31 protein-coding genes and 1 pseudogene are annotated in these 24,213 nt (G+C 60.5%); 11 read left to right on the plus strand and 21 right to left on the minus strand.

Annotation, left to right across the window (positions count from 1 at the left end; all coding sequences use genetic code 11):
• Nucleotides 1-14 precede the first annotated feature (14 nt).
• From H621_RS0100875 to H621_RS28375, 3 genes are all read right to left on the minus strand, one after another.
• Nucleotides 15-911 (minus strand): serine hydrolase domain-containing protein, encoded by an 897-nt coding sequence (locus H621_RS0100875; RefSeq protein WP_028941561.1) that lies wholly within the window; start codon nt 909-911, stop codon nt 15-17.
• A gap of 93 nt (nt 912-1,004) precedes the next feature.
• Nucleotides 1,005-1,988: an NAD(P)H-dependent flavin oxidoreductase gene (locus H621_RS0100880; RefSeq protein WP_245219004.1), complete on the minus strand. Its 984-nt coding sequence runs from the start codon at nt 1,986-1,988 to the stop codon at nt 1,005-1,007.
• Nucleotides 1,989-2,033: 45 nt separating this feature from the next.
• Nucleotides 2,034-2,219, minus strand: a complete 186-nt coding sequence (locus H621_RS28375; protein ID WP_146117322.1) for a hypothetical protein — start codon at nt 2,217-2,219, stop codon at nt 2,034-2,036.
• A gap of 216 nt (nt 2,220-2,435) precedes the next feature.
• On the opposite strand from H621_RS28375, the pseudogene H621_RS27855 reads away from it, so the two are divergent.
• Nucleotides 2,436-3,211: pseudogene (locus H621_RS27855) on the plus strand (hypothetical protein).
• Between the two features lie 373 nt (nt 3,212-3,584).
• Here the strand turns inward: H621_RS27855 and H621_RS0100890 are convergent.
• From H621_RS0100890 to H621_RS0100900, 3 genes are all read right to left on the minus strand, one after another.
• Nucleotides 3,585-3,974 (minus strand): hypothetical protein, encoded by a 390-nt coding sequence (locus H621_RS0100890; RefSeq protein WP_028941564.1) that lies wholly within the window; start codon nt 3,972-3,974, stop codon nt 3,585-3,587.
• Nucleotides 3,975-4,164: 190 nt separating this feature from the next.
• The gene (locus H621_RS0100895) at nt 4,165-5,223 is read right to left on the minus strand and encodes an NAD(P)-dependent alcohol dehydrogenase (RefSeq protein ID WP_028941565.1); all 1,059 of its coding nucleotides are present in this window, start codon (nt 5,221-5,223) and stop codon (nt 4,165-4,167) included.
• Between the two features lie 97 nt (nt 5,224-5,320).
• Nucleotides 5,321-5,875 carry a UPF0149 family protein gene (locus H621_RS0100900; protein WP_028941566.1) on the minus strand — a complete coding sequence of 185 codons (555 nt, stop codon included), beginning with the start codon at nt 5,873-5,875 and terminating at the stop codon, nt 5,321-5,323.
• A 164-nt stretch (nt 5,876-6,039) separates the two neighbouring features.
• On the opposite strand from H621_RS0100900, the gene H621_RS0100905 reads away from it, so the two are divergent.
• The 6 genes from H621_RS0100905 (at nt 6,040) to H621_RS0100930 (ending at nt 10,115) form a co-directional block, all read left to right on the plus strand.
• Complete coding sequence (locus H621_RS0100905) at nt 6,040-6,591, plus strand: hydrolase (protein WP_028941567.1); 552 nt, start codon at nt 6,040-6,042, stop codon at nt 6,589-6,591.
• Nucleotides 6,592-7,111: 520 nt separating this feature from the next.
• Nucleotides 7,112-7,582 (plus strand): hypothetical protein, encoded by a 471-nt coding sequence (locus H621_RS0100910; protein ID WP_028941568.1) that lies wholly within the window; start codon nt 7,112-7,114, stop codon nt 7,580-7,582.
• 211 nt (nt 7,583-7,793) lie between these two features.
• A complete protein-coding gene (locus H621_RS0100915) occupies nt 7,794-8,111 on the plus strand; it encodes a hypothetical protein (RefSeq protein WP_028941569.1) in 318 nt (105 codons plus the stop codon).
• Nucleotides 8,092-8,625 (plus strand): endonuclease/exonuclease/phosphatase family protein, encoded by a 534-nt coding sequence (locus H621_RS27690; RefSeq protein WP_028941570.1) that lies wholly within the window; start codon nt 8,092-8,094, stop codon nt 8,623-8,625. The genes H621_RS0100915 and H621_RS27690 overlap by 20 nt, the downstream gene beginning before the upstream one ends.
• A complete protein-coding gene (locus H621_RS0100925; protein WP_028941571.1) occupies nt 8,622-8,963 on the plus strand; it encodes an exonuclease/endonuclease/phosphatase family protein in 342 nt (113 codons plus the stop codon). Before H621_RS27690 ends, H621_RS0100925 begins: the two co-directional genes overlap by 4 nt.
• 72 nt (nt 8,964-9,035) lie before the next feature.
• On the plus strand, nt 9,036-10,115 hold the full coding sequence (locus H621_RS0100930; protein ID WP_036989290.1) for a DUF1615 domain-containing protein: 1,080 nt from the start codon (nt 9,036-9,038) through the stop codon (nt 10,113-10,115).
• A gap of 186 nt (nt 10,116-10,301) precedes the next feature.
• On the opposite strand, the gene H621_RS0100935 is transcribed toward H621_RS0100930, so the two are convergent.
• From H621_RS0100935 to H621_RS0100970, 8 genes are read right to left on the minus strand one after another with little or no spacing between them, the layout of a single operon-like run.
• A complete protein-coding gene (locus H621_RS0100935; RefSeq protein WP_028941573.1) occupies nt 10,302-11,210 on the minus strand; it encodes a metal ABC transporter solute-binding protein, Zn/Mn family in 909 nt (302 codons plus the stop codon).
• Complete coding sequence (locus H621_RS0100940) at nt 11,207-12,106, minus strand: metal ABC transporter permease (protein ID WP_028941574.1); 900 nt, start codon at nt 12,104-12,106, stop codon at nt 11,207-11,209. Before H621_RS0100940 ends, H621_RS0100935 begins: the two co-directional genes overlap by 4 nt.
• Complete coding sequence (locus H621_RS0100945) at nt 12,106-12,855, minus strand: metal ABC transporter ATP-binding protein (RefSeq protein ID WP_028941575.1); 750 nt, start codon at nt 12,853-12,855, stop codon at nt 12,106-12,108. The genes H621_RS0100940 and H621_RS0100945 overlap by 1 nt, the downstream gene beginning before the upstream one ends.
• Entirely contained in the window at nt 12,852-13,769 is a 918-nt protein-coding gene (locus H621_RS0100950; RefSeq protein ID WP_028941576.1) for a metal ABC transporter substrate-binding protein, read from the minus strand. Before H621_RS0100950 ends, H621_RS0100945 begins: the two co-directional genes overlap by 4 nt.
• A gap of 14 nt (nt 13,770-13,783) precedes the next feature.
• Nucleotides 13,784-14,353, minus strand: a complete 570-nt coding sequence (locus H621_RS0100955) for a DUF6162 family protein (RefSeq protein WP_028941577.1) — start codon at nt 14,351-14,353, stop codon at nt 13,784-13,786.
• Nucleotides 14,350-14,673 (minus strand): hypothetical protein, encoded by a 324-nt coding sequence (locus tag H621_RS0100960; RefSeq protein ID WP_028941578.1) that lies wholly within the window; start codon nt 14,671-14,673, stop codon nt 14,350-14,352. Before H621_RS0100960 ends, H621_RS0100955 begins: the two co-directional genes overlap by 4 nt.
• Nucleotides 14,673-15,209 carry a hypothetical protein gene (locus tag H621_RS0100965; RefSeq protein ID WP_028941579.1) on the minus strand — a complete coding sequence of 179 codons (537 nt, stop codon included), beginning with the start codon at nt 15,207-15,209 and terminating at the stop codon, nt 14,673-14,675. The genes H621_RS0100960 and H621_RS0100965 overlap by 1 nt, the downstream gene beginning before the upstream one ends.
• The gene (locus tag H621_RS0100970) at nt 15,206-16,402 is read right to left on the minus strand and encodes a PepSY-associated TM helix domain-containing protein (RefSeq protein ID WP_028941580.1); all 1,197 of its coding nucleotides are present in this window, start codon (nt 16,400-16,402) and stop codon (nt 15,206-15,208) included. Before H621_RS0100970 ends, H621_RS0100965 begins: the two co-directional genes overlap by 4 nt.
• Nucleotides 16,403-16,871: 469 nt before the next feature.
• On the opposite strand from H621_RS0100970, the gene H621_RS0100975 reads away from it, so the two are divergent.
• Together H621_RS0100975 and H621_RS28880 are read left to right on the plus strand one after the other, a co-directional pair.
• A complete protein-coding gene (locus H621_RS0100975; RefSeq protein WP_158259228.1) occupies nt 16,872-17,345 on the plus strand; it encodes an STN domain-containing protein in 474 nt (157 codons plus the stop codon).
• A 100-nt stretch (nt 17,346-17,445) separates the two neighbouring features.
• Nucleotides 17,446-17,886 carry a hypothetical protein gene (locus H621_RS28880; protein ID WP_028941582.1) on the plus strand — a complete coding sequence of 147 codons (441 nt, stop codon included), beginning with the start codon at nt 17,446-17,448 and terminating at the stop codon, nt 17,884-17,886.
• Between the two features lie 56 nt (nt 17,887-17,942).
• On the opposite strand, the gene H621_RS28385 is transcribed toward H621_RS28880, so the two are convergent.
• Complete coding sequence (locus tag H621_RS28385) at nt 17,943-18,134, minus strand: hypothetical protein (protein ID WP_146117321.1); 192 nt, start codon at nt 18,132-18,134, stop codon at nt 17,943-17,945.
• A gap of 15 nt (nt 18,135-18,149) precedes the next feature.
• Between H621_RS28385 and H621_RS0100990 the strand changes: the two genes are divergently transcribed.
• Nucleotides 18,150-18,599: a hypothetical protein gene (locus H621_RS0100990; protein ID WP_028941583.1), complete on the plus strand. Its 450-nt coding sequence runs from the start codon at nt 18,150-18,152 to the stop codon at nt 18,597-18,599.
• Between the two features lie 2 nt (nt 18,600-18,601).
• Here the strand turns inward: H621_RS0100990 and pbpG are convergent, their stop codons facing one another.
• The 6 genes from pbpG to H621_RS27695 form a co-directional block, all read right to left on the minus strand.
• Nucleotides 18,602-19,525, minus strand: a complete 924-nt coding sequence (pbpG, locus tag H621_RS0100995; RefSeq protein ID WP_028941584.1) for a D-alanyl-D-alanine endopeptidase — start codon at nt 19,523-19,525, stop codon at nt 18,602-18,604.
• Between the two features lie 132 nt (nt 19,526-19,657).
• The gene (locus H621_RS0101000) at nt 19,658-20,836 is read right to left on the minus strand and encodes a tyrosine-type recombinase/integrase (protein WP_342418292.1); all 1,179 of its coding nucleotides are present in this window, start codon (nt 20,834-20,836) and stop codon (nt 19,658-19,660) included.
• 242 nt (nt 20,837-21,078) lie between these two features.
• Nucleotides 21,079-21,585, minus strand: coding sequence for a DNA N-6-adenine-methyltransferase (locus tag H621_RS26760; RefSeq protein ID WP_051270366.1), 507 nt, complete (start codon nt 21,583-21,585; stop codon nt 21,079-21,081).
• A 55-nt stretch (nt 21,586-21,640) separates the two neighbouring features.
• A complete protein-coding gene (locus H621_RS0101010) occupies nt 21,641-21,874 on the minus strand; it encodes a hypothetical protein (RefSeq protein ID WP_028941586.1) in 234 nt (77 codons plus the stop codon).
• Between the two features lie 61 nt (nt 21,875-21,935).
• Nucleotides 21,936-22,523: a hypothetical protein gene (locus H621_RS0101015; RefSeq protein ID WP_028941587.1), complete on the minus strand. Its 588-nt coding sequence runs from the start codon at nt 22,521-22,523 to the stop codon at nt 21,936-21,938.
• Nucleotides 22,524-22,604: 81 nt separating this feature from the next.
• A complete protein-coding gene (locus H621_RS27695; RefSeq protein WP_028941588.1) occupies nt 22,605-23,345 on the minus strand; it encodes a hypothetical protein in 741 nt (246 codons plus the stop codon).
• A 50-nt stretch (nt 23,346-23,395) separates the two neighbouring features.
• On the opposite strand from H621_RS27695, the gene H621_RS0101025 reads away from it, so the two are divergent.
• Nucleotides 23,396-24,205 (plus strand): hypothetical protein, encoded by an 810-nt coding sequence (locus H621_RS0101025; protein WP_028941589.1) that lies wholly within the window; start codon nt 23,396-23,398, stop codon nt 24,203-24,205.
• The last annotated feature ends 8 nt before the right edge of the window (nt 24,206-24,213 follow it).

Genomic DNA, 24,213 nt, shown 5'->3' on the forward strand with positions numbered 1-24,213 from the left:
CGACGCCAAAGAGCTTATAGGTGTTTCGCTTCCTGCCGCAGGGCATCTATCAGCTGTTCTGCAACGATGCCTTCGACGGCCCCTTGGCTGGCGCCTGCCTCAAAAGCAGCGAAACACGCCGATGCGTCACCGTCGCAAATACGGTAAACGGCAATGACACTGCCAGGCCCGCAGCCTGTGTGTCCGCAGAGGGAGTATCCGCCGTCAATTGAACCCTGCATCACACCCAGCCCATAGCCGGGGGTGATCCATGGGCGGCCGGGAATCGGACCGCCCAGTGTTCGTGCAGCCTGCATTTCCTGGAGCAAGGCCGTGCAGAGAAGGTTGCCCGAGAGGAGCCGATCCAGGAATAGCGCTGCTTGTGAAATCGGGCCGATCAGCAAGCCATGGTAGACCCAGGCGGGATCATAGTTTGAGCTGCTGCCAAGATGGGTCGTTTGCAACGCTTCGCGCGTTCTGGCCAAGCGGACGCCCGCCAGGCCCAACGGGATCAGCGCGCGTTGAGTCACTGCTTCATCAAGCGCCAGATCAGTCAGCCGTTCAATAAGCCTGCCGATGAGCAAGTAGCCAACATTCGAGTAGCGCCAATCGGTTCCGGGGCTGTATCGAAGCCGAGTACCCTCGAGGCGTTGCATCATTTCACTTGCCGGCCAGGCTGACTCACCGTTGGCAACGGCGGCGTGATACTCCGCAAGTTCGCCATAATCGGCAAGACCTGCCTCATGCCGTAGTAGCTGGCGCAACGTGAAAGGTTGATCAGGCATTGGCTCGTCCAATCCGACCCGGCCATCACGCACCAGCGAGAGGGCTGTCGCTGCCAGGACTGTTTTGGTAAAGCTCCACCAGGGGACTATCAGTTCCGATGGGTCAGACGTTCGTGGCTGACCATTTAATATGAGTGAACTGAGCATGGGCTCTCCTTGGCGCGTTGATCGGATCGACAACTCGACAAGATACGCCATTCGCCCTTTTTCGCCGCGATCACGACCCAATGATCGAGTCGATTATCGGTTCATACGATCCAGCGTCTGCTCCAGCCCTTCGCGACATTCAGCGACCATGCGTGTCACCAGTTCGGCGCAGGTCGGGATATCGTCGACCAATCCGATCACTTGGCTGGCACAGATAAGACCGGCCGCGACATCACCCGACTCCAGGCCGTCGAGGCCACGACGGCCGGACAACAGATGCTGCAAGTCATCATAGGTCGCGCCACCAGGGCGCTGCTCCAGTGCGACGATTTCCTGTGCGACGGGATTGGTGAAAAAGCGCGCCGTTCGCTTGAGGGTTCGCTTGATCAGCGTGGTATCGCGCTCTGTCGCTGCCAACAAGGCTGCCTTGACGTCGTCATGGATGGCAGATTCCCGGGTCAGCATGAAGCGCGTCCCCATATTCACGCCGTCGGCGCCCAGGACAAGCGCTGCCGCCATACTGCGCCCGTTGGCGATACCGCCTGAGGCGATGAAAGGAATCTTCAGCACCTTGGCCAGGGCAGGAATCATGATCAGGGCTGGCACATCGTCTTCGCCGCAATGCCCGCCGGCTTCGAAACCATCGATCGAAATTACATCTGCACCATAGCGCTGTGCCGAAAGGGCATGACGTACCGATGTGCATTTGTGAATGACCTTGATGCCATGCGCCTTCAACTTGGCAATAACGGGCATGGGGTTGTTGCCGGCCGTCTCGACGATGCGTACATCGCCTTGAATAATGGCGTCGATCCAGCCGTCGTAGTTCACGTCATTGGCGGTCAGTGACAAGGTGAGATTCACGCCGAAAGGCTTCGAGGTCAGCTCACGGGTGCGCTCGATTTCATCGCGCAGGTCGTCTGGTGTGGGCTGTGTGCGAGCCGTCACCATGCCCAGCGCGCCGGCGTTCGAGACAGCAGCGGCCAGCTTCGCGCGCCCGACCCATTGCATGCCACCTTCGATGATGGGGTACTGGATGCCCAGCAGTTCGGTGATACGGGTTTTCATGAGTGTCATGTAACGACTCTGCTGTCGGGGGAGGGTGTAAGCGTGCAGGGTGGGTCAGTCGCGCCCGGCAAAATCGGGATTGCGCTTCTCAACGAACGCCTTGACGCCTTTCTTCAGCTTCAAAACTATCGCGAATGACTTTATGGCAGGAGCTACCCGGTTCGGGGGGGCTCCAGAGCGTTGTGCAGAGCCAAAAAACAGCGGTGGAATGGAGGGTTGAATGTCGCTCAAAGCGGTCATTGAAATCTGTCTCTCGGATGTTTGACATTAAAGTCAGGTTTAACGTTGACGTTTTTTCAGCGATCTCAAAGGCTTGCTCTGGCGAATCTCGACTGGCGTGACGGCGTGGAGTATCAAGGCGCAGGAGGTGCCCAGTGAAATTTTCCGGTCGATGCCATCACGCTGATCCAAGCACCTGGAGAGAGATTGAAACTCGCCAGCGCCGTTTTAACAGGATTGCTGTTCAGCTCTGTTGCCAGCCATGTGTTGGCGGGGACGCCTGAAATTCCCAGCCCTACGGATACAAAGATAATCGCAGGCCACCCAGTACCCGTCGTCAAGGGTGGCCTGTACGATCGTTATCGCTCGAATCCTCCCTCGTCAGTGATTGCAGCAGAACTACCCGGCGTCGATTTGAGCTGTTCAACGGATTGGAAAAACACAAGGTCGACATTGGCCTTGAGTCGTACTCCCCAAACTTCTACTACCCGAACAGCCGAGTAACGGCAGTTTACGGCCGACCTGGACGCACTCCGGGCAATGATGCCGCCCGAAGTGTTGGCAGCTGTGCAGCTCCTGCCAATACAGAGCGTGCAAGGGTTCGCGGTGTCATCGGTTACAACCTGCCGAAATGGCTGACCGGTATAGACCGTAAAGAGGATGCTCACTCTGTGGTCTATGACATCACCGACAGCCAGACCGGAAAAGTCGACGTGTCCTTCAAAGCCAAGAAGATCGACGAGCGCTCTCACGTTGTCGATATCGTCACCAGCAGCTTCACTAACCTCGACCACCTGGGCCAACTGGCCTATGGGTATGCTGTTTCCCGCCAGCTCAGTCACGGCTACAGCCGGGGTGTGGATTCGGCTACGCTCACACTGGGCGACGGCAGCCTGGCGAAATACCTCCGCGCCTTGAAGCTTGGAAAAATGATGAAGTACGAATATGTACCGGCGTTCCAAAGTGCACTCTACGCGCCAAAACCGCTCGCCTCCCTGCTTGAGGCGCGCTGATACAGGCCAAATCCATCAGGTCGTGCCTGATGAAAAATCAGGGTTGTGGTCAGTTGAACTATTGAAAATTGCACGCTGAAAACCTGCTCGGGTGTCACGCGCGCAATGTCTGCAGCGAACGCCAATCGGTTCGCTCTCGAAAGAGACCAGGCAATTGCAGGGGCGGATAAAAATCCTGCCCCTGCCTTTTACACAGTCACTGAATCGATGCGTTTCAGAGTTGGTTCAATGCCCAGCAGCTGGGCTCCGCTCCTGGCCGATAGTTGCCCCTCGCGTTGTTCGCCTTACATCATCGGTGGTCTTTTTGAACGCTGCCGTCCGGGCATTCAGGCTTCCCCGACGAGCAAGCAGCCCGCCCCTGTTGCAACGCTCCTTATTCTTCCATCTCAAGCTGCGGGTTGTAGTACTTAGTCGCATCCGGCGTAAAGGTCACCACCATCCCGGTGCGCGAGCAGTTGAGGGTCAGTTCGTTACTGGTATCAATGCGCAGGTCTTCGCCGCGCAGGCCCTGCCATTGGGCGAGGTATTTCAGCGAGCCGTATTTTTCACGCTTTTTCAGCGTGCGTTCGACACCGCCTTTCCAGCCCAGCACAGGCAGTTCGCCGGCGAGGCAGCGTTGGGCGATTTCCGGGTGCTTGAGGGCGCGTTCACGGCCGATTTCCCAGCAACGGATCAGGCCGTTGTCGGGGCCTTGCCAAGTGTCGGTCCAGGTGAGGGTGGGGCGGGGTGCGACGTGGATCGGTCGGTGGACGATGGTGGACATGCAGCCTCCCTGGCTAGTTTTTTGTAGGACAACACGGGTTTTGGAGTGTGATGCTACTAATTGGCCATCATTGGTGTCCAGTGCCGGGAGATGGGCGGGCGCCTGCACGGTTGGAGGGGGCTGGATTACGACCGCTTTGCGGCCGATCGCAGGCTGGGGGTGATGACCCCAGCGGATGGGGTCATCAGGCTTAAGGTTTCGCCGCGTCGTCCAGGCTGGCCATGTCGATGACGAAGCGGTAGCGCACATCCGAGCGTTCCATGCGCTCAAAGGCTTCGTTGATCTGGTCCATGCGGATCATTTCACAGTCCGGAAGGATGTTTTTGCGGGCGCAGAAGTCGAGCATTTCCTGGGTTTCGGCGATGCCACCAATGGGCGAGCCGGCCAGCCGTCGGCGGCCAAGGATAAAGGGCACGGTGAGTTGTTCGTCGATGGGGCCGACCTGGCCGACGATCACCAACGTGGCGTCGACGTCCAGCAAGGCCATGTACGGCGATACGTCGTGGCGCACGGGGATGGTGTCGATGATCAGGTCGAAGCTCGAACGGGCAGCGGCCATTGCCTTGGCGTCGGTCGATACCAGCAGGTTGTCGGCGCCCAGCTCCAGGGCGTCGGCGAGTTTGTCCGGGGTGCGGCTGAGTACGGTGACGAAGGCGCCCAGCCCGGCTGCCAGTTTCACCGCCATGTGGCCCAGGCCACCCAGGCCGATCACCGCCACGCGGCTGCCGGGACCGACGTTCCAGGTGCGCAGGGGGGAGTAGGTGGTGATACCGGCGCACAGCAGCGGGGCCGCTTTGGCCAGGTCCAGGCCGTCAGGTACGCGCAGCACGAATTCTTCACGCACGACCAGGTGCTTGGAGTAACCGCCGTAGGTGGGCTCTTTGCTGATGCGGTCCAGGCCGTTGTAGGTCTGGGTGTTGTTCTCGCGGCACAGTTGTTCTTCGCCTTTGCGGCACTGGTCGCACTGTTGGCAGGAATCGACCATGCAGCCCACAGCCACGGTATCGCCAACTTTATAGCGGGTAACGGCGCTGCCAATGTCGGTTACCCGGCCGATGATTTCGTGGCCGGGGACGATCGGGTAGCGGCTGAAGCCCCAGTCATCCCGGGCCTGGTGCAGGTCGGAGTGGCACACGCCGCAGTAGAGGATCTGCATGGCGACGTCGTTGGGACGCAGGCTGCGGCGCTGGAAGGTGAAGGGCGCCAGTGGCGCCTGCGGGGTTTGTGCTGCATAGCCGATGGTGAGCATGGGGGGCACCTCTTGGCAGAAGAGTCAGTCAATGACTATAGCCATCCGTGGTGCATCCGCCTGTAGCCGCTGCCGTCAGGCAGCGACTACAGGTTTTTCAGCGTTGCGCCAGCCAATGGTCATGCAAGGCCCGCGCAGCCGGTTCGATGGCTGCCACGCGCTGGCGATGCAGCACCACGTCGAAATCCACCGGCAGTTCGTAGTTGTCCTGCTCGGCGCAGTCAGTGATCAGTTGCAGGCGGCCTGCCATTGGCTCGGCCAGTGCCGGCCAGTTGCCGACCGCCACGCCACGCACGTAGCCAAAGCACCATTCTTCAGCCAGGATCAGGGGTTGGCCGCGATGTTCGGTTTGTTCGAAGCGCGCCTTGAATGCCTCGGGTGCGGTAGCGAGCTGGGTGGCCAGGGTGTTGAGGTGGCGCACGCACAGGTCGATGAAGCGGCGGCATTCTTCGGGCTTTTGCCATTCCGGGGTGCTGCCGCCCCAAATGGCCGGGAACCACTCGGCGATATCCACCTGCGCAGAGCTCGACACCAGTGCCGTGAAGTAGCCGTCGAGCTCGGAAGGGTTGAGCACGGAGTGGTCGTCGCCATACTTGAGCAAGGTGTCTTCGATGAACTCGAACTCGCTGGGGGTCAGGGGTTGGGCGTGCATGAACAGGATCCTTGGCGAGGTGAGCGGGAAAAAAAGCGGGGAGGATGGCGCGTTGCGGCGAATTTTTCCAGTCCGGCGTGAAGTGGGCGGTCACTTGCCGGCCATTGACGCCACGGCTGCTGCTGGGCGAGCCTTGGCGGCTCACTCAAGACGAGGTGCTAGGGATGTTGATCAAGCCTAACCAGGCCACTCTGCTGGTCATAGATGTGCAGGACAAGCTCATTGGTGCGGTCAGCGACCCGACCGGCACCCTGGCCCGCACTCGCTGGCTGCTGGCCGCTACGCATGCGCTGGGCGTACCCACGGTGTTTTCCGAGCAGTACCCCAAGGGGCTGGGCCACACCGTTGCGGCGCTGATCGAGGCCTCGCCCGCTGCCGAGGTGGTGGAAAAATTGCACTTCTCCTGTGTTGCCGCCAACTGCCTGCCGGCCTCGCTATTGGCCCGGGAGCAAGTGATCGTCTGCGGTATGGAGACCCATGTGTGCGTGCTGCAGACTGTGCTTGGCCTGCGAGAGCTGGGCAAGCAGGTGTTCGTGGTCGAAGATGCCTGTGACAGCCGCACCAGCGCTAGCAAGGTTGCGGGCATCGGCCGCATGCGCGATGCAGGGGCGCAAATCGTTACCCGCGAGATGGTGGTATTCGAACTGATGGGAAGTTCCAGTCACGAGCAGTTCCGGCATATCAGCAAAACCTACATCGTACCGGGAGACAGTTGAGCGCCTGCAGTGAACCGCGTGCGGGATAGAGCGTCAAGCCGATGAACGGGTTCCGAATGCCAGTGCGCAGTAATGCAAGATCTACTGTCCCCTCATTCAAAGGGGGCCGTCACCATGAAGTGCTGGTACACCAACAGTCGTTTCGGGTTTTAAGCAATTCGCTCGCCACCCCGGCGGACATGAAATATGGCTGCCGGGTGGTCAACTACAAGGGCACGTTGTTCTGTTCCTATATTGCAGATGGCGAGGATGAGCACGTCAGTTTCATTACCAAGCCCTCTGCCGCCTCCTGGAGTGCCCCGGTTGAGATCGGCATCGAAAGCCTTTCCGGACCGCCCGCCATTTTTGTGTTCAACAATAAACTGTATGTGCTGTGCAGTGGTCAGCACCATCCTCGCGAGCTGAGCGTTTCAGCCAAACTTGGCGAATATGATGATCTCAGTGGAGGCTTCAACGCGATCGATTTCCCTATACAGTTCAGTGGCGGGCCCAGTGTGGTGGAGCACAACGGGGGCTCTATATGTTCTACACGGTGCCAGGCACCACCACAGTGTTGTGGAAAACCACGCGCGACATGCTGACGTGGAGTGAAGCGAAGACCCTCAAGATGGACAGCACGCTCGAGCTTTCCTGCACGCTCGATCCGGTGGCCATCAGTTATCAGGGGCTGATTCATATCGTGGCCAATAATGAACTCGGAAAGGGATCACTCTTGTTGAGGTTTGATGGCGACGCTGCCTGGACGCGCGCCAAGTCATTTATCGGACAGGACTATTCAAGTTCCCCGGGGATGGCGATTCACAATGGTTTGTTGAAGCTGGTGTTCAGTGGCTGGAAAGGAAACCTGGGAAGCAGGGCGCTCGATCTCTTTTGCTACGACGGCAACGTGGTCAGTGAGCCGGATACCAGTTTGGCCCTGGGGGCGAAGTTTCAGGTATCCATGGCGGTTCAGGACGGTGTGTTGTGCGTGCTGTACCACGGTCAGGGTTGAGCTGTATCCCGCCGAGCAGTTGTCTTCTTCCAAGGACTCGTGCCATGCCACTGAATCAGGATATTCGACACTACATTGACCATTTGTTGATTGCCGGGCTGCCTGCCGACTCCTTGGCAACGCAGCTTGATTTTATTATTGGAGAGATTGTCGAGTTGCTCGTTCGCTCGCCGGAGGAGGCACCCCCACCAGCGCGTATCTGGCCAGCCGGATGTCTTCGCTGTTCATGCGCAGCAGTAACCAGACGCTGCAGGCGGGGTATGCCAGCGCCTTCACCCGCCTGCTCCAGCGGCTTTGCAACGAGCAGCGTGTGATCCTCGCCATTGCCCGCGCACCGCGGGCTCCAAGCCTGGCGGTGCTGCTTTCGCTCTACCCTATCCATCATGCCTTGTTGATGAATGGACTGCGCAGCCAGGAAGGGCCCCATACGCTCGACGCGTTTGACGCGCTGCGCATGTTGCAGATCATCGTTGGGGGCGGCCATTGGGCCCTGGCATGCCCATATACGTTTGAATGGAGCGGTACGTGACTACCATCACGCCAGGCTCGGCGAGCGTGACGATGGCATACAGATCGATATTGGCCGTGGCAGTCGGGGCGGTGCCCCGATAGCCCTGAGCGTGGCCACCTGGAACCTGCAGGGCGGAGCGCAAACTACCGACTACAAATGGCGCACACGCGTACCTCAGCTCGCCCGGGAACACGATGTGGTGGTATTGCAGGAGGCCGGGGTGGCGCCGTTCTCCGCTTTGCATCTGGAGCAGATGCGCGTAGACGACCCGTTCGGCCAGCCGCATGACGTCAACCACTATCGTTGGTCTGGAGGCACTGCAAGCCGTCCGGAGGGCTACCAGCTGTTCTTTCTCGACGTTCAACGTTTGCGGGTGAACCTTGCCATCGTGGTGGCGGAGCGAGCGGGCCTGAGTATCCAGTCGGCGCTGGTCATTGCCGATGGTGTACCGCGTGATCCCCTGGCGCCCCCATCCGACCTGTACTGGGGCTGCGTCTGCGTTTACAGGGGCTGGTCGAGGACATTGTGGTGACTAACCTGCATGCCATTTCCGGTGGTGGAGCCAACGCGCCGAGGCTGTTGCGCGAAGTCAGCTGGCATGTCAGTGCCCCCTACGTCATGTTGGGAGACTTCAAACGTGACCCGCGGGTGTCCGATCCCCAGCACGCAGACCGCGGGAACTGGGTGTCGCCTCCCGACATCGCCCAAGTGGTTCCGGCCAATGGAAGCACCCACCCCAGCACTGCCCCGCAAAACATGCTCGACTACGCCGTCAGCAACGGTACGCTCGCGCCGTTGACGCCGGGCAGGGTCGGGGTTGCCGGACCGTCCGATCACTTGCCGGTCTCGTACAACTTCTACCTCCAATAACTGGCGCTTGATTGCAGTCGGTCCTGGCCCTCGCTACTGTGCTGCTGATCAATCACCAGGCGAGGGCGGTACATGCGGTTCAGTGGAGGGTTGTTGGCGATTGCTGTGTTGCTGACGGTGCAGGGTTGCGTCACCCAGCGCGAGGCACCGGAAGGCGACCCAGCGAAGGTGCGGGCGCAGATTCTGCGGCTGTTGCCTGCATCCACCAAGGACCGGGAGGGTTGGGCCCGGGATATCCAGACGGCCTTCACCACACAGAAGATCACCCCCAGCCGCTCCAACCTGTGCGCGGTGCTGGCGGTGACCGAGCAGGAGTCGACCTTCCAGGCCGACCCGCAAGTACCAGGGCTTGGCCGCATTGCCCGCCAGGAAATCGACCGGCGCGCGGCCAGCTTGCATATCCCGCAGATGCTGGTGAACGCGGCGTTGCAGACGCGTTCGCCCAATGGCCAGACGTACAGCCAGCGGTTGAGCGTGGTGCGCAGCGAGAAGCAACTCAGTGCGATCTTCGATGACCTGATCGGTACGGTGCCGCTGGGGCGGACGCTGCTGGGGGATTTGAATCCGGTGCATACCGGTGGGCCGATGCAGGTGAGTATCGATTTTGCCGAGCGTAATGCGCAGGGGTATCCCTACAGTCATTCGGGGACGATTCGACAGGAGGTGTTCAGCCGTCGCGGCGGGATGTATTTCGGTATCGCTCATTTGTTGGGGTATCCCAGTCATTACGAGCGGCAGCTGTACCGATTCGCCGACTTCAACGCTGGGTGGTATGCCAGTCGCAATGCGGCGTTCCAGAGCGCCTTGAGCCGGGCCAGTGGGGTGACCTTGGCGCTGGACGGGGACTTGATTGCACCGGGGGCGATTTTTCCGGGCACTACCGAGAAGGCGGCGCGGCGGTTGGGGGAGCAGCTTGGTTTGCGTAACCCGAGTATCCGCAGTCAGCTGGAGAAGGGCGATAGCCTGGCGTTCGAGGAGACCCGGCTGTATAGCGGAGTGTATGCGTTGGCTGAAGGGAAGGCGGGCAAGACGCTGCCGCGCGCGCAGCTGCCAGGGATCGAGTTGAAGAGCCCGAAGATTACCCGCAAGTTGACCACGGCCTGGTTTGCCAATCGGGTGGACGAGCGCTATGAGCGGTGCATGAAGCGTTAACCAAGTGAAAGCACCGTCTGAACCACGACCGCTGCGCGCTCGATCGCAGGCTGTCGCCAGCGGCTACATCGGCAATTTGTAGCCGCTGCCGAGGAACGAGGCTGCGATCGACTGCGCAGCGGTCGCCAAGAGGCAGCGGCCAATGCGAAGTAACTGTGGGATTGCTATCGCGGGGCAAGCCCGCTCCTACCGCAAGGCGGCTACCACTTGGTCAACACTGGCCTTCAATCCCGCCAGGGTGTCCTGCGGGTCGGTGTCGATCACCAGCAGCTTCGCGCCGCTCGTGGTGATCACTTCCGTCACTTCCTTGCTCGGTTGTTTGTGGTGCAGCACCAGCGCCACGTCCTGGCCTTTGAGTTCATCGCCCAAGCGTTTGAGCGCGGCAGCGTCCCACTGGTCGTCCGCCACCCGCGGGTGGTCGATCAGATCCAGGTTCAGGCCGCTGATCAGGTAGTCCAGGCGGTCCGAGAGGTTGACCACGCTGAGGTTGTCGGCCTCGGCCAGGCGCGATTCGCTGCCGGCACTCAGTTCCAGCAACTGGCGCTTGAGGTTGGCAAGGTTGGCCTGGATCTTCGGTTGATCGCTTGGGCTCAAGCGTCCCAGGTCGTTGGCCAGTACGTCGGCCATGCGTCCTAGGTTGGTCGGGTTCAGCCAGGGGTAGGCGGCAAAGGCGTTGCTGCCCTGTACGGCAATCCCTGGCAAGGCGCCGTCTACCGGGCGGGCGGCGTCGATTTCGATAATGCGGATGTTGCTGCGGCGGGCCATCGGGTACAGCGGGTCATCGCCCCAGATCGAGCGCAGGGCAATCACTGCATCGGCATGGCTTGCGGCTTTTTGCAGGCTGGCGCCACCCCGGCCGCTGAAGTACGACGATTGACGCGAAGCTGGAATGTTTGCCGGTGCCGCGCGCTGCAGTTTGACGGCGGTACCGTCGAGCAGGGCGGTCGCCAGGGCGTGGGTGACGGGTAGCGAGGCCAGGACGGTGGTCGTGGTGGCCTGTTGCTGAGGGGCCGTCGGGGTGTTCTGGGCCTGGCCCAGGGAGGGCAGGCCGGCGAGTGCCAGGGCCAGGCACAGATGTTGGAGCTTGAAGGTCATGCCGGGTTTCCTTGCAGGCGTGGAACAAGGCCGCGTGCCAGTGCGGCGAGTGCGAAAAAGGCACCAGAGACGAGGATGATCGCCGCGCCCGAAGGCACCGGCAGGTCGAACACGATCGGCAGCAGGATACCGATCAGGGTGCTCAGGGTGGCGATCAGTACCGACGCCCAGAAAAAGCCCTTGAGCGACTGGCTGACCAACCGCGCCGCCGCCGCCGGGATCACCAGCAGGGCGCCCACCAGGATCGCCCCGATCACCTTCACCGCCGCCACGGTCACCAGGGTCACCAGCACCACGAACAAGTAATCCAGGCTCTTCACGGCGACGCCGCGCACTGCTGCCAGTTGCGGATTGAAGCTGGCCAGGATGATGCGGTTGTACAACGGCAGGGCCAGGGCCAGCACCAGGCTGCCGACAATGCCGAGCACCAGCAGGTCCTGGGGATTGACGGTGAGCACCGAGCCAAACAGTACGTTCTCGAGAATGTGAACGTTGATCTTGCCGGCCAGCATCAGCAACAGGCTCGCACCCAGCGCCAGGGACACTGACAGGAACACGCCGATCAGTGTGTCGGGCGACAGCCCTGTGCGATTGCGCAGGAAGTTGAGCAAGATGCCAAACAGCAGGCAGTAGCCGAACAGGCTGCCGTAGGGCCCGGTGTAGGGCTCGCCCAGCAGGATGCCGATGGCTACGCCGGTGAGCGCCGCGTGGCCCACCGCCTCGGAGAAGAAGGCAAAGCGCTTGACCACTACCAGCGTGCCCAGGCCGCCCAGCACCGGGCCGATCATCAGGCCCGCGAGCAGGGCGTTGACCACAAAACCGTAGGCCAGGGCTTCGGGCAAGTAGCCTGCGTTGGCCCACGCCTGGATCAGCAGGCGGAATTCTTCGTAGTTCATCAGGCGATGCTCTCGCTGCGCGGATGGATGGAGAACAGGCTGAGCAGGCGCTCAGGCGTCAGGGCCTGCTTGGGCGGGGCGTCGAAGAGCACCCGGCGACTCAGGCCCGTCACCCGGTCGGCCAAACGCGTGACCGCCTGCAGGTCGTGCTCGATCCACAGCACGGTGGTGCCGGCGGCGCGCCAGTCCAGCAACAGACGCTCGAACACCTGGATGCCGGCTTCGTCCAGCGCCGACATCGGCTCATCCAGCACCAGCAGTTGCGGTGCCGGAATCAAGCCCTGGGCCAGCAGCACGCGCTGGCGCTCACCACCGGAAAGGGCGCCCATGCGCCGCTTGCGCTTGTCGAGCATGCCGACCCGCTCAAGTGCCGCGTCGATGGCGGGCGCCACCTTGCGCGACAGGCCGAGAAAGGCGGGACGGCGCTGACACATGGCAGCCATGAAATCGTCCACGGTCATTGGCAGGCCGCGGTCGAACTCCAGGGCCTGGGGCACATAGCCGATGATCTGTGCGTCGCTTGGCCAGGTCAGGGTCAACTGGCCCTGGTGCGGCATCTGCCCCAGCAGGGTCTTGATCAGCGAGCTCTTGCCGCCGCCGTTCGGGCCCACCAGTGCATGCACGCTGCCGGCGGCGACCTTGAAGCTGACCTGGTCGAGAATCCGCGTGCGGCCCAGGGTCAAGTCGATACCGGCAAATTCGATGTCCGGCCCGCAAGGCAGGCTGACGACGGTTTCGGCCACGGTCATGCCTTGGACTCCTTGATCGCACGCACCACAGTGTCGAGGTTGCGCTTCATCTCCACCTCGTACTTTTCCTTGCTGTACTCACCGTAGGAGATATGGGTCAGCGGATAGATCATCACCCCCGACTCGCGCTGGATGGTCTCGACATAGGCCGAGGGAAAGTCCATCTCCGAGAAGATCACTTTCACGTCCAGGGCCTTGAGCTGGTCGATGGTCTTTTTCAACTGGCTGGGGCTTGGCTCGATGCCGTGGGCAGGCTCGACCACGGCGGTCACTTCCAGGCCGAATTCGCGCACCAGGTAGTCGTAGGCGGCGTGGATAGTGGCCACGCGGAACTCCGCGCCCGGCGCCTCGGTGACCTGGGCCAGGGCGTCGGCGCGCAACTTGCGCAGGCGCTTGGCGTAGGCACGGGCGTTCTGGCTGTAGTACTTGGCGTTGTCCGGATCGAGCTTGCCCAGCTCCCGGGCGATGTTATTGACCTGGGCGATGCTGGCGCTGATCGACAGGAAGGTATGCGGGTTCACCACTTTGCCTGCACCACGTGCAGCCACACCGGTGGCGGCCAGCAGCGGTACGTTGGTGTTGGACTCGATCACGGTGATCTGCGGTTTTTCACTGGCGGCGATCATGCGGTCGGCGAAGTCATCGTGGCCGATGCCGTTGAGCACTACCACATCGAGGCTGCCGATGCGCTTGATGTCCTCGGCCCGTGGCTCGTAGGCGTGGGGGTTGAAGCCTGCCGGAATCAGCGGCACCACCTCGGCCTTGTCGCCGACAATGTTGCTCACGTAGCTGTAGTAGGGGTGCAGTGTGATGCCGATACGCAGCGGCTTGCCGTTGTCGGCCAGGGCCAGGGTTGGCAGGGCGCAGGCGATCAACAGGCTCAGAACACGGCGGGCGAGGGCGGAGCGAAGCATGGGGCGTCCTTGTATCAGTGGCGATGCTGGCGGGTGACACCGGCGTCGTAGTGGGCGGCGATCTGCTGCCAGCCGGCGGCGATCAGGGCAGCGGGGGTGAAGTCGCCAGGGGCACTGGCGCCCGCCTTGCGCTGCAGCCAGATGTCGGCGGCGCCGTCATGGGCGCTGGGCACCAGCAGCAGGAAGCTGCCGGCCACGCTCGGTGACTGGCTCAGGCCCAGGTAGGCCTGGTCGCCCAGCACCTGCCATTGATGCTCGCCACGGCTGGCGCTACTGGCATCGGTCACGAACGGCGGGAAGCCTTCCTCGGCCAGCACGGCCACCTCGACCAGTGCCGGTTGGTCTTCGCGCAGCAGCTGGATTTCCTCGAAGGCCACCCGCAGGTCGGCATACACCCCTTGTTCGGCAGCGTTGAGGTCGCGGCGGGCATCGAGTTGATGGGCCTCGATGCTGACCTCGTCGTGGTTTTCGCCGCGCAGCGCCACCACCCCGGCGGCCATGGCCAGGATGAACAGGCTCACCAGCAGCACATAAAGGGTTTCATGCCCGGCACCGGCGGGGCGCACTACCTGGACCCGGCTCATGGCTCACCGATATCGGCGTAGTCAATTTCCACTACGTGGCCTGGGCCTGCGTCGAACAGCACGTACCATTCACCTTCCGGGCGCTTGAAGGTCAGCTTGGAGTTGTCGCCAAGCTTGCCGGGCACAAGGATCTCTTCGTTGTAGCCGATCACATCCAGGGTCACCCCTGGCGCGCCGCTGCCGTCAGAGAAGCCACCGGTGCATTCGATCTGCTCGCCGTCGATGGGCTTGCACTCGCACATCGGGTTGTGGGCCAGGGCCGGGCCGGCGGTGCCGAGCAACAGCAGGGGCACAAGCAGCCTGCGGGCGGTAAACGTCATTACTTGCCTCCTTGTTTGTTCAGCCAGGCCACGGTAGCCGGCGAGGCCTTGGCCAGGGGGATGGAGCCCTGCTGCATGCTGCCGTCCCAGCCTTCGAGGGTGATCCAGATCTCGGCGTCCGGGCGCGTCTTGGCCGGTACCGGCAGGCCGGTGCTCATGCGGTAGGGCGGGCCGAAGAAGATGGTGCCGGCAGCGCGCAGGCTTCGCGGCTTGCCGATGCGCAGGTAGACGGCCTTGACCTCGGGAATGCAGGTTTGGCACAGCGCCAGGTTGAACGTCTTGAAGTAACCGGCGGGGCCGTCCTGGCGCGGGGCTTCGTCGCGCATTTCGGCCAGCTTCACACTCCAGCGCCCTACCTGCACATCACCCAGTTCGCGCTCACCCAGGCCGCTGTCTCCGCGAAACAGCGCGGCATCGGCAAAGTACTTGGGCATGAAGCCCAACGGGATCAGCAACAACAGGATATTCAAGTGAAAACGCCACTTGTGCCACCAACGGCTCAACGGGCTGGCGGTCTCGACGGCTGCCTTGCTCATACGCTGGTCTCCGTGGCGGTCTCGGGGTTGGTGCTAACGGCCTGTTTGCGTGGTGCCCGCTCGCTGCGCTTGAGCGCGGCGGCGGTGGCCTGGGCGGTGCGCTTGGTCCAGATCAGCAAGCCGCTGAGCACCATCAACGACAGCAGCAGGCCGAAGAAGGCCCAGATCAACTTGATGATCAGGCCGCCGAAGTCACCGGTGTGCAACGGGCGCATGGACTCGGTGACGAACTCCAGGGGCGAACGGTCCTCGATCAGGAACTGCGCCTCGATCTTGCTGTTGTACGGGTTGACGTTGACCGTCTGGAACATCAGCGGGTACCAGCCACGGCCACCCAGGTACAGGTGCGAGTAGGCGTTGCCCGGCATCTGGATGAAGCTCACATCCAGGCCGGCAATCTGTGACTTGGCGATGCGCTCGGCTTCATCCAGGTCGATGCGCGGGGCGGGTGCGCCCGATTCGCTGCGCGGCACATCTTCACGGGCAATCACTGGCACCACAGGCTCAGTGGAAATGGTGATGTGGTTGTCGCCCAGGATCGCCTGGATCAGAAACCACGTGCCGGTAATGGAAATGACGGCGATGAACCAGATTGACCACACTCCACTCAAGCGGTGCAGGTCGCCCCAGAAAATTCGCGAGCCGTGGTTGGCCCGTGGCAGCTTGAAAAAGCCTTTCCAGAACTTTTTGTACACCACAAGGCCGGTCACCAGCGACGCCAGCATCGGCAAGCCCAGCAGCGACACCAGGTACCAGCCCCAGCTGTAGCCATTGGTGAAGGGCACCAGCCACCAGCCGTGCAGGGCGCGGGTGAAACCCTCGAAGTTGAACGACGGGCTCTTGCCTTGGATCGCCCCGGTATAGGGGTTGACGTAGAGCGTCGGTGCGCTGCCGTCGGGGTAGGTCACCGCCGCAGTCAGGGCAAAGTGCGAGCCGTCGGGCTGGCTGATAAAGCGCACGGCCATCTCCGGTTCGGCCTTTTGCATGGCATCGAGCACTTGCTGGAAGCTGAGGCGTTCGGCATCGGGGCTTGGCTTGGTGGCGCGTACGTCCGGGTTGGCAAGCCAAACGATCTCCTGGCTGACCACGGCCAATGTGCCGGTAAAACACACGATCAGCACGAAAAACCAGATCGGCAGCGCGAGCCAGCTATGGACCAGGAACCAGATTTTTGAGCGTGACTTTTTCGACATGAGCCTGTCTTTTGTAGGTGAACGGTGGGCAGCCGATCTCGTCAGATAAGTTACCCGTCTCTATAAGGACGGATGAGCAGGGCGAAACCCGTCTGCTTATTTTGAAGAAAATGTATCTAATTCTTACTAAGGCTCTCCTTCAAGGGCAGCCCGTCGCAAATCTTCTCAATCTGTCATCCATTCCAGTGGGGCAGTCCATGGCCCAAGTGCCCAGGACGCTCCCCTGCGGCTGCCGAAAAGCCCCGCCGATGCAGCCCTTTCGCAAATTGATCGAAAAAGTTATCCGGTTTGGATTCACGGCTTCGTCGAATTGTAAACGCGTAATTAAAACATAATCATTCTTGTTTATGCATGGGTTGTCATGGGGCTTGCCGCACGTCGTTTGCGTTCACGGATGTCGCCGTTTTGCCGGAGGGCGCGCTCCCGTTCCGCATCCTGGGTGCTGTTGGGCGTAGTGGGTTTTGCCCCGATGGCCGAAGCTGCATCGGTAACCGTCAGCATTCCGGCCCAGAGCCTGGTCGGCGCCTTGCGCGCATTTGCTGAGCAGTCGGGCGTGCAGGTGCTGTACGAGCCAAGCCTGGTGGAAGGCAAGCGTGCAGCAGCGGTGAACGGTGCGATGGAATCCAACGATGCCCTGTCGCGTCTATTGCGCGGCAGCGGCCTGCTTTACCAGGTCGACAACGGTACCGTGCTGTTGCTGGCCCCCCCCCCGACGACGCAGCGTTGGAGCTCGGCACTACCAGCATCACCGGCACCGGGCTGGGGCGACCACGCAAGGCACTGGTGCCTACACCGCAGGGTGTCGATCGGCAAGATGCCCCAGTCGATCAAGGACACCCCGCAGAGCATCCGCGTCATCACCCGGCAACGGATGGAAGACCTGCATCTGACCTCCATGAATGACGTGCTCACCCAGACCTCACTGCCTACCAGGGCAGCATGACCAACTCGCGCTACCTGGCGCGCGGGTTCGAGATCACTAACGTCCGCCTGGATGGCGGCACGCCGGTAGGGGCAGTGCCTTCGCCGGGAAAGACCTAGACATGACCATCTACGACCATGTGGAGATTCTGCGGGGTGCCGATGGCCTGTACTCGGGCAACGGCGAACCGGGCGGCAGCGTCAACCTGGTGCGCAAGCGTCCGACCGCGTTCAGTCAGTTTTCGGTGACCCAGTCCATCGGCAAGAGTATTGAGTTTGAAGCCAGCGGACGGATTACCGAGCGCCTGGAGCGTACCTTTGGCTACACCTATAACCATAGCCGCAACGTAGCGACCGCAAGCGGCTCGACCACCGCCACGGCCTTGAGCCTGACGCCCAAGCACCTGGGCAAGGCATTCCTGAGCTACCGCATGCCCGGCGCGCTGGAGAACCTGCGCGTGGGGGTATCACGACCCAGAGTGCGAGCTACGTCTCGGAAGTTAATCTTGACTTCTCCCAGCCGGGTTTTGCGCTGTGCAACGCCTTTGCCGACTACCGGCTGAACAATCACTGGAGCGTGGCGCTCAACGGCAACAACCAGACTGACAAGAAGTACTACTCAACCATTGGCAACGCCATGTACGGCAACTTCTACGGTGACCCGCGCAATATTGTATTGATGCTGCGCGGTACTTACTGAGCCGTACCCTGAATAGCCGGAGCGATAGCAGGTCGCCGGCTTGTGCGGGATATCCATTTGCTTCAAGTTTTTGCGAGGGCGGCCGATACGTACGACATCCCAAGTACCCATCAGGAAGATCCCTCCATGGCAGGCATCGGTGCCGTAACGCTCAACGGAAATCCCCTGCAAAGCACCTCTCTGGCCTCCGGTTCGCGGGTTGCGGTCAACGCAGGGCAGCTATCTGCAGAGGCTTCGGACGATAACGTGGTGGTTGATCCGTCCAGCTTTCGCAATTCCAAGGCGCAGGCCAGTGGCGCCAGTGATCCGCGGGCCGACTCGGAGCCTGCCCATGTCAAGCAGTTGCGACACATGATCGAGAAGCTGCATAAGCAGCTGGAAGAACAGCAGAAGCACCTGCAGCAGGTAATGGCCAGCCGGATGGAAGAAACCGCCAAGGCAGCCGCCGTTGCCGCCGCGCAGTCGGCCGTCGGCGCCACCATGGCGGCGCTGGGCGCGGCCACCGCCGCACTGCTCAAGGCCTTGACCGAGAGCGGTGGCGCAAGCTCAGGTTCGCTGGTCAGCACCAGCGCCTGAGGTCAGTCGACTGTCGGGCGGTTTTGGCTGCGTTCGGACTTGTAGCGCATGGCCACTGCCGGCGCCGGCTTGGCGCTGCCGGTTTCCAGCCACTGGCGCATCCGGCTGGCATCGGCGAAGTGGGTGTACTTGCCGAAGGCATCGAGAATCACCATGGCCACCGGGCGGTTGTCCATCTTGGTCAACAGCACCAGGCAGTGGCCGGCTTCATTGGTGAAGCCGGTCTTGGTCAGCTTGATGTCCCAGTTGCTCTTGTTGACCAGATGGTCGGTGTTGCGAAAGCCCAGGGTGTAGTTGGGCTTGCGGAACGCCACCGTTTTCTCGGGGGTGCTGCTCAGTTCGCTGAGCATCGGGTAATTGCGCGCGGCCAGCAGCAGCTTGCCCAGGTCTCGGGCTGTGGACACGTTGCTGTGCGACAACCCGGTGGGCTCGACATAACGGGTCTGGCTCATGCCCAGGGCCTTGGCCTTGGCGTTCATTGCCTTGATAAAGGCGCTATAACCGCCTGGGTAGTTGTGGGCCAGGGTAGAAGCTGCGCGGTTTTCCGACGACATCAGGGTGATCAGCAGCATGTCCTTGCGGTTCAGTTGGCTACCCAGCCGTACGCGCGAATACACACCTTTCATTTCCTTGTTCTGGGCGATGGTAACCGTGAGCATTTCATCCATGTTCTGCTTGGCGTCGAGCACCACCATGCCGGTCATCAGCTTGGTCACCGAGGCAATCGGTACCACCCGGTCGGGGTTGTTGGCGTAGAGCACCTTGTTGGTCTGCAGATCGATCAACAACGCCGCGCCGGAAGCCAGATGCAACTTGGCAGGATCGCGTTGCACCTGGGCGGGGGGTTGCGCAGCAGCGGCCGTGGGGACAGTCGCGGTACCCGTGAGCAACAGCAGCAGGCTTAGAATCGAAAGGGAAGTTTTCACGTTGAGGCTCACTAAAAGTTGTTATGTCGTTGGCTGTGCAAGGGTTTTCCCCCAAAAAAACCGCTGCATTCTGGAGTATGGCCGAGTTGCTGTCGATTGCCCTGTATCTGCTGGGGCAAATATGAAAAAGATTTAATCGTGTACCAATTTTGTACCAATTAGTTGCATTTCCAGCTTGGACAGTTCGGTCCAATCATTGGCTGAATTCAACCACTTCGCATAGGTCGACAGCAGCACCTGGACAGAGTGCCCGAGCTGCCCGGCGATGAAGGCTGGATTCATTCCCGACATAAGGCACATGGTGGCATACGTGTGGCGGCAGTTGTATTGGGATCGGGGTGGAATGCCGAGTGCTTCAACAGCCCGGTTGAAGTGCTGGCCGGGAATTTCCGGCGACTTCATGTGGGGAGAGCTCCCGGAAGGCTGGAAGATAAAGGGTGAGCTGGTGGAGACTCGCCGCTTATGCTTTGCCCGGTCATCGGCGATCCTGCGAGCTGCTGCAAGTGCCCCCAAGGCCCTGCTATTCAACATCACCGTTCGCGTGTATTTCGTCTTGGTGCGTTCAACCACCTGGTTCTCCACCACGATCCTGCAAACGTGGGCGGTCTTCTGCTCGAAATCGATCTCATCCCATCGCAGGGCCATAATTTCGCCTGTCCGCATGCCAGTGTAGAAAGCAAACTCATAGAACGCCGCCACTCCCTGCAGGCACTTGGAGAAGTTGGCGTACATCCAGGCGATCAAGGCGTCGGCTTCCTCAATCGTGAAGGGCTCGATTTGTTTTCTGACTTTCTGCGGCAGCTGGATTGATGCCGCTGGGTTCCTCTCTACTACCTCGTCATAGACCGCTGCACGAAACATCGCCTTGACCCGGGCGATAGCAGCGCGCTTGACTGTCGAGCTTTTCCACTCGGTCTCAGCGACCACCTTCCTCAACACCATCGGCGTTACCGCCGTCATGGGCAGAGCTGCCAAGTACGGCATCCAGTAGTTGTTCATCAAACCCTTGTAGTTCACCCGGGTATCCTTGACGACCTCAAGGCTATCCAGCCAGCTTTGCGCGTACTCGCCAAAGAGAATCTCGGTGGGCCTGGCCCCGTAACTCGAGTTCGGGAACAGCTCGGCGTACCGCTTTTCGTCCAGTACGCCATGTTTCGCGAGGCTGACTACCTGAGCGCGTAGATCAGCGGCCGCTTTGACCCCCTTGGCGGTCTGGGGATACGCGAGGGTTTCATTTCGACGCTCGCCATTCCAAGTGAAACGGATGCGAATTGATTTGCCGATGTACTCGACTCCAGTGGGTAACCCCATTCTCCTTCCAGCCACGCTTCATACCTCCTGATGCTGTAGAAAATCCTTCCATCGATCTTTTTCCATACCCCCTCGGGGATCACGCCGCGGCTTCGCTTGCCTTCCAGGGCGCGCTTGGTTGTGCCGATCAGTTCCGCCATGCGCTCCTCTGGAACTTTGTCGGAAACGTGGGCAATGGGCTGCCGTTCTTCGTCTTGCATGGTTTTCTCCACGCCGCGCATGGCGGCAGAGGTGGGGAGGGGTTAGGCGGCAAGTCTCGGAACCAAAACACCGAGATCCGATAGCTGCTGCAGGGCGATCGCGCACTCATCACCGAACGCGAACATCGCGCTTCCGGCGCCCGATCGACCTTTCTTGTGGCTGTTCTCATGGCCTGGGATAAAGGCTATTCGGCCCTTGATGAGCAGAGTTGCCGATGCGCTGGACATGGCTTCCTGAAACCACTCGGCATCGGTTCGGCTGAATACCAGTGCAATGCCATTCCCGTGGGCGATCAGCCGACGCATCCAGAAACCGGTGTCGGGGCCGTACGGCGGGTTCATCCACACCCGGCCAGCCCAATCTTTCGAGAGCCCGTCATCGAAGACGGTGTATTTCCGCTTCGCTGGTACCGGTGTCACGTAGTCGTGCGGACTGGAGGGGTCAAGATCGAATTCAACGCCCAGGCGCTCAAAGATCCAGGCCGGGGTGTACCACTCGACGCTCTTGTGCTTTGGCTGCTCCGGGCGAGCGCCAATCATTCCAGACATGCGCAGTTCTCCATGCCCGCCTACTGGCAGGCTTGAGTTGTTGTAGGGGGAGGGGTTACTGAATCTTGCCGGTGACGCGTTCGCGCCAGGTCAGGCGCCGGGGAAGATGCTCGCGGCTGTCGATCTCGACCACCACATAAGCGCAGCGGTCGAATGGAGCGTCCCGCTGCTGGTTGAGCCAGCAGGCTTCCTTCTGGGCTTCGTCGTAATTGGTTGCCGAGAGCTGGTGTACGTTGAATCCTTTGCTGTGGACGTTCCAGCCGTGGATCACCGCGATAAACCGACTCATGGCCTCGGCCCCTTCCAGATCATCCAGGCCATGTAGAGCGGGGCGGCGATGGGTAGGAGGATCATGCTGCCTCCTCCCGTTCGTGCTTGATCATGTCGATGAATGACTGGGGCAGGTCGACGGCCTCGGCCCCCGGCGACCAAGACAACGGCGGACTTTTGCGGATCATCTCGTTGACTAGGTCGAACGCTGCCAACAGCTGGTCATCGTTTATCTCGCCATCCTCGGGCAAGTCGTCCATGAAGTGGTCATTGGGGTCTATCTCGCTCGGGTAGTTTGGCGTGCAGAAGACCAGCTTCAGGTCGGCGAGATCGATCTCGTGATTGAGGATGTGGTCGCGCAGATCCTCCTCATCAAAGAAGTAGCTGTCGCCGTCGAAGTCGGTGATCGGCTCGCCGCCCCAGGTCCGGCGCGGCATTGCTGCGAATTTGGCAGCGCGGCTTTCGTCGTGGCAGACATCACACCAGCCGTTGGTTCGGTGTATTGGGTGGTCTGGGTTGTTCTTGCAAATGCGGTGGGTCGAGCCGCAATAGCGGGCCATGTGCTCATCATTCCCCCAGAAGCGGCCATCGGCGGCAACCCAGCCCGTGATGGTTTGAATGCTGGCGGCCTCGGGAGATTCGTACATCACGACTTTTTCTTCGCGCATAGCGATTCCTTGCCGCCATATAGCGGCTGTTCAATAGAGGGGAGAGGGGTTACAGCTGGGTGGAGTACAAATGTACTCTTGTCAGGATTGGCGCTTGGTGGCGGCGATGGCCTTGGCGTACTCGGGAAAGTCAGCCAGCATCCTGTCGACGCCGTCACAGTCACCGCCCAAGGCCGTTATGCGGGCGTGGCCTGCCTGAACCGCCATGCGATACCCACAAGTCATCGCCCGCAGTAGCTCGCGCAGCTCCTCAACTTCCGGATCACGCGCAGCGAACGCCTTGGCACCCTGGTCGGCCATGTCACCGGCGCTGAAGCCGTCGGAGGTTGGTGGGCTGGTGTAGAGCTTGGTCCCGAGGCGCGGTAGCTTTCCCTGTGCCCATGCGATTTCGTGCAAGGACTCACCGAAAGCCACGACCTCACCCACCGGCTCGCCCTGGAGCTGGGCGGCAAGACGAATAGTCGAAGCCTCCAGCAATTGCCGTGCAAGTCCGCACACACCGTTCGGAACGAGGGCGCCCTTTGCGTCCAGAGCGAGAAGGAAATTGATGCTGCTGATTAGTGTTGCGTTGTCGCCATCGAACTGGGTGGCTGGCTGGTACTGGACTGCTATCTGTGCAGCGCCTGTGCGCAAATGCTGTCGAGCTTTGGCGTGCGCCATTTCGTGCTCAGTCGCTTTGCGAACCGAGTAAGGCCAGCCGCTCTCTACCTTGCGGAACACCCATCCGTAGTGGCTCAAGTTCTCGTCGAGCTGGATCAGGTGCAGGCCGTCATCGCACGAAATCATCTGTTCGGTGTTGCTGGATCGGTTTTCTGTGGGCATGGGGATACCTCGCCACGTATAGTCATGGCTTTCAATTTAGGTGGTCGAATATGGAAGCGTTACTCGCCTCTGGGGGCACCGCTGCGTTGTTTTCCTTGGCGCTTTGGTTAGCTAGGAACCTTATTGTAACTAGGCTAACGAAATCAGTTGAACACGAGTATGCTCGGCTGTTGGAAACTTACAAAACAGATCTACGAAGTGCTGAGGAAGAATTCAAAGCAGGGTTGAAAGCGAAAGAGTTAGAGATTTCTGCGCTCCGCAATGGAGTTCTTGCTGCTGTTTCAAGTCGCCAATTGCTGATGGATAAGAAGCGTCTGGAGGCAGCGGAGGAGATATGGGCATCCGTGATGTCACTTGGGACATTTAAATTTGTTTCAGGTTGGATGGCTAATATCAAGTTCGAAGAGGCCGCTAAAGCGGCAAAAACAGACCCAAATGTCCGAAGACTTGTCGATGTGTTGGGGGAGCAGATCGATCCTGAAAAAATGAAAGAGAAGCTTGTTCCGTGTCGGGCGAGGCCGTTCGTAACCCCTTTGCTGTGGGCTTCTTATTCTGCATATTCATCAGTGATGATGCAGGCAGTGATGCAGGCATTTGCAATTAAGCACGGGGTGGATCCAAAGCTAATAACCTCAGATAAAAGCTCGGAAATCCTTAAGTTGGTTCTTCCGCATCAGTCGGAATATATAGATAAGTATGGGGCTGCCTGTTATCATCATCTAATCGAAGAGATTGAGCAGAAGATTATTTATGAAATTCACCAAACAATTTCCGGCGCTGAAACTGATGAGGCAGGGATAAAGCAAGCGGCGGCAGTAATTAAAAAGTGCAGTGAGGTTTCACCTGGCATGACAATTTGAAAAAAACG

Origin of the sequence: Pseudomonas vranovensis DSM 16006 (genome assembly GCF_000425805.1) — a bacterium.
In the GTDB taxonomy this organism is placed as follows: domain Bacteria; phylum Pseudomonadota; class Gammaproteobacteria; order Pseudomonadales; family Pseudomonadaceae; genus Aquipseudomonas; species Aquipseudomonas vranovensis.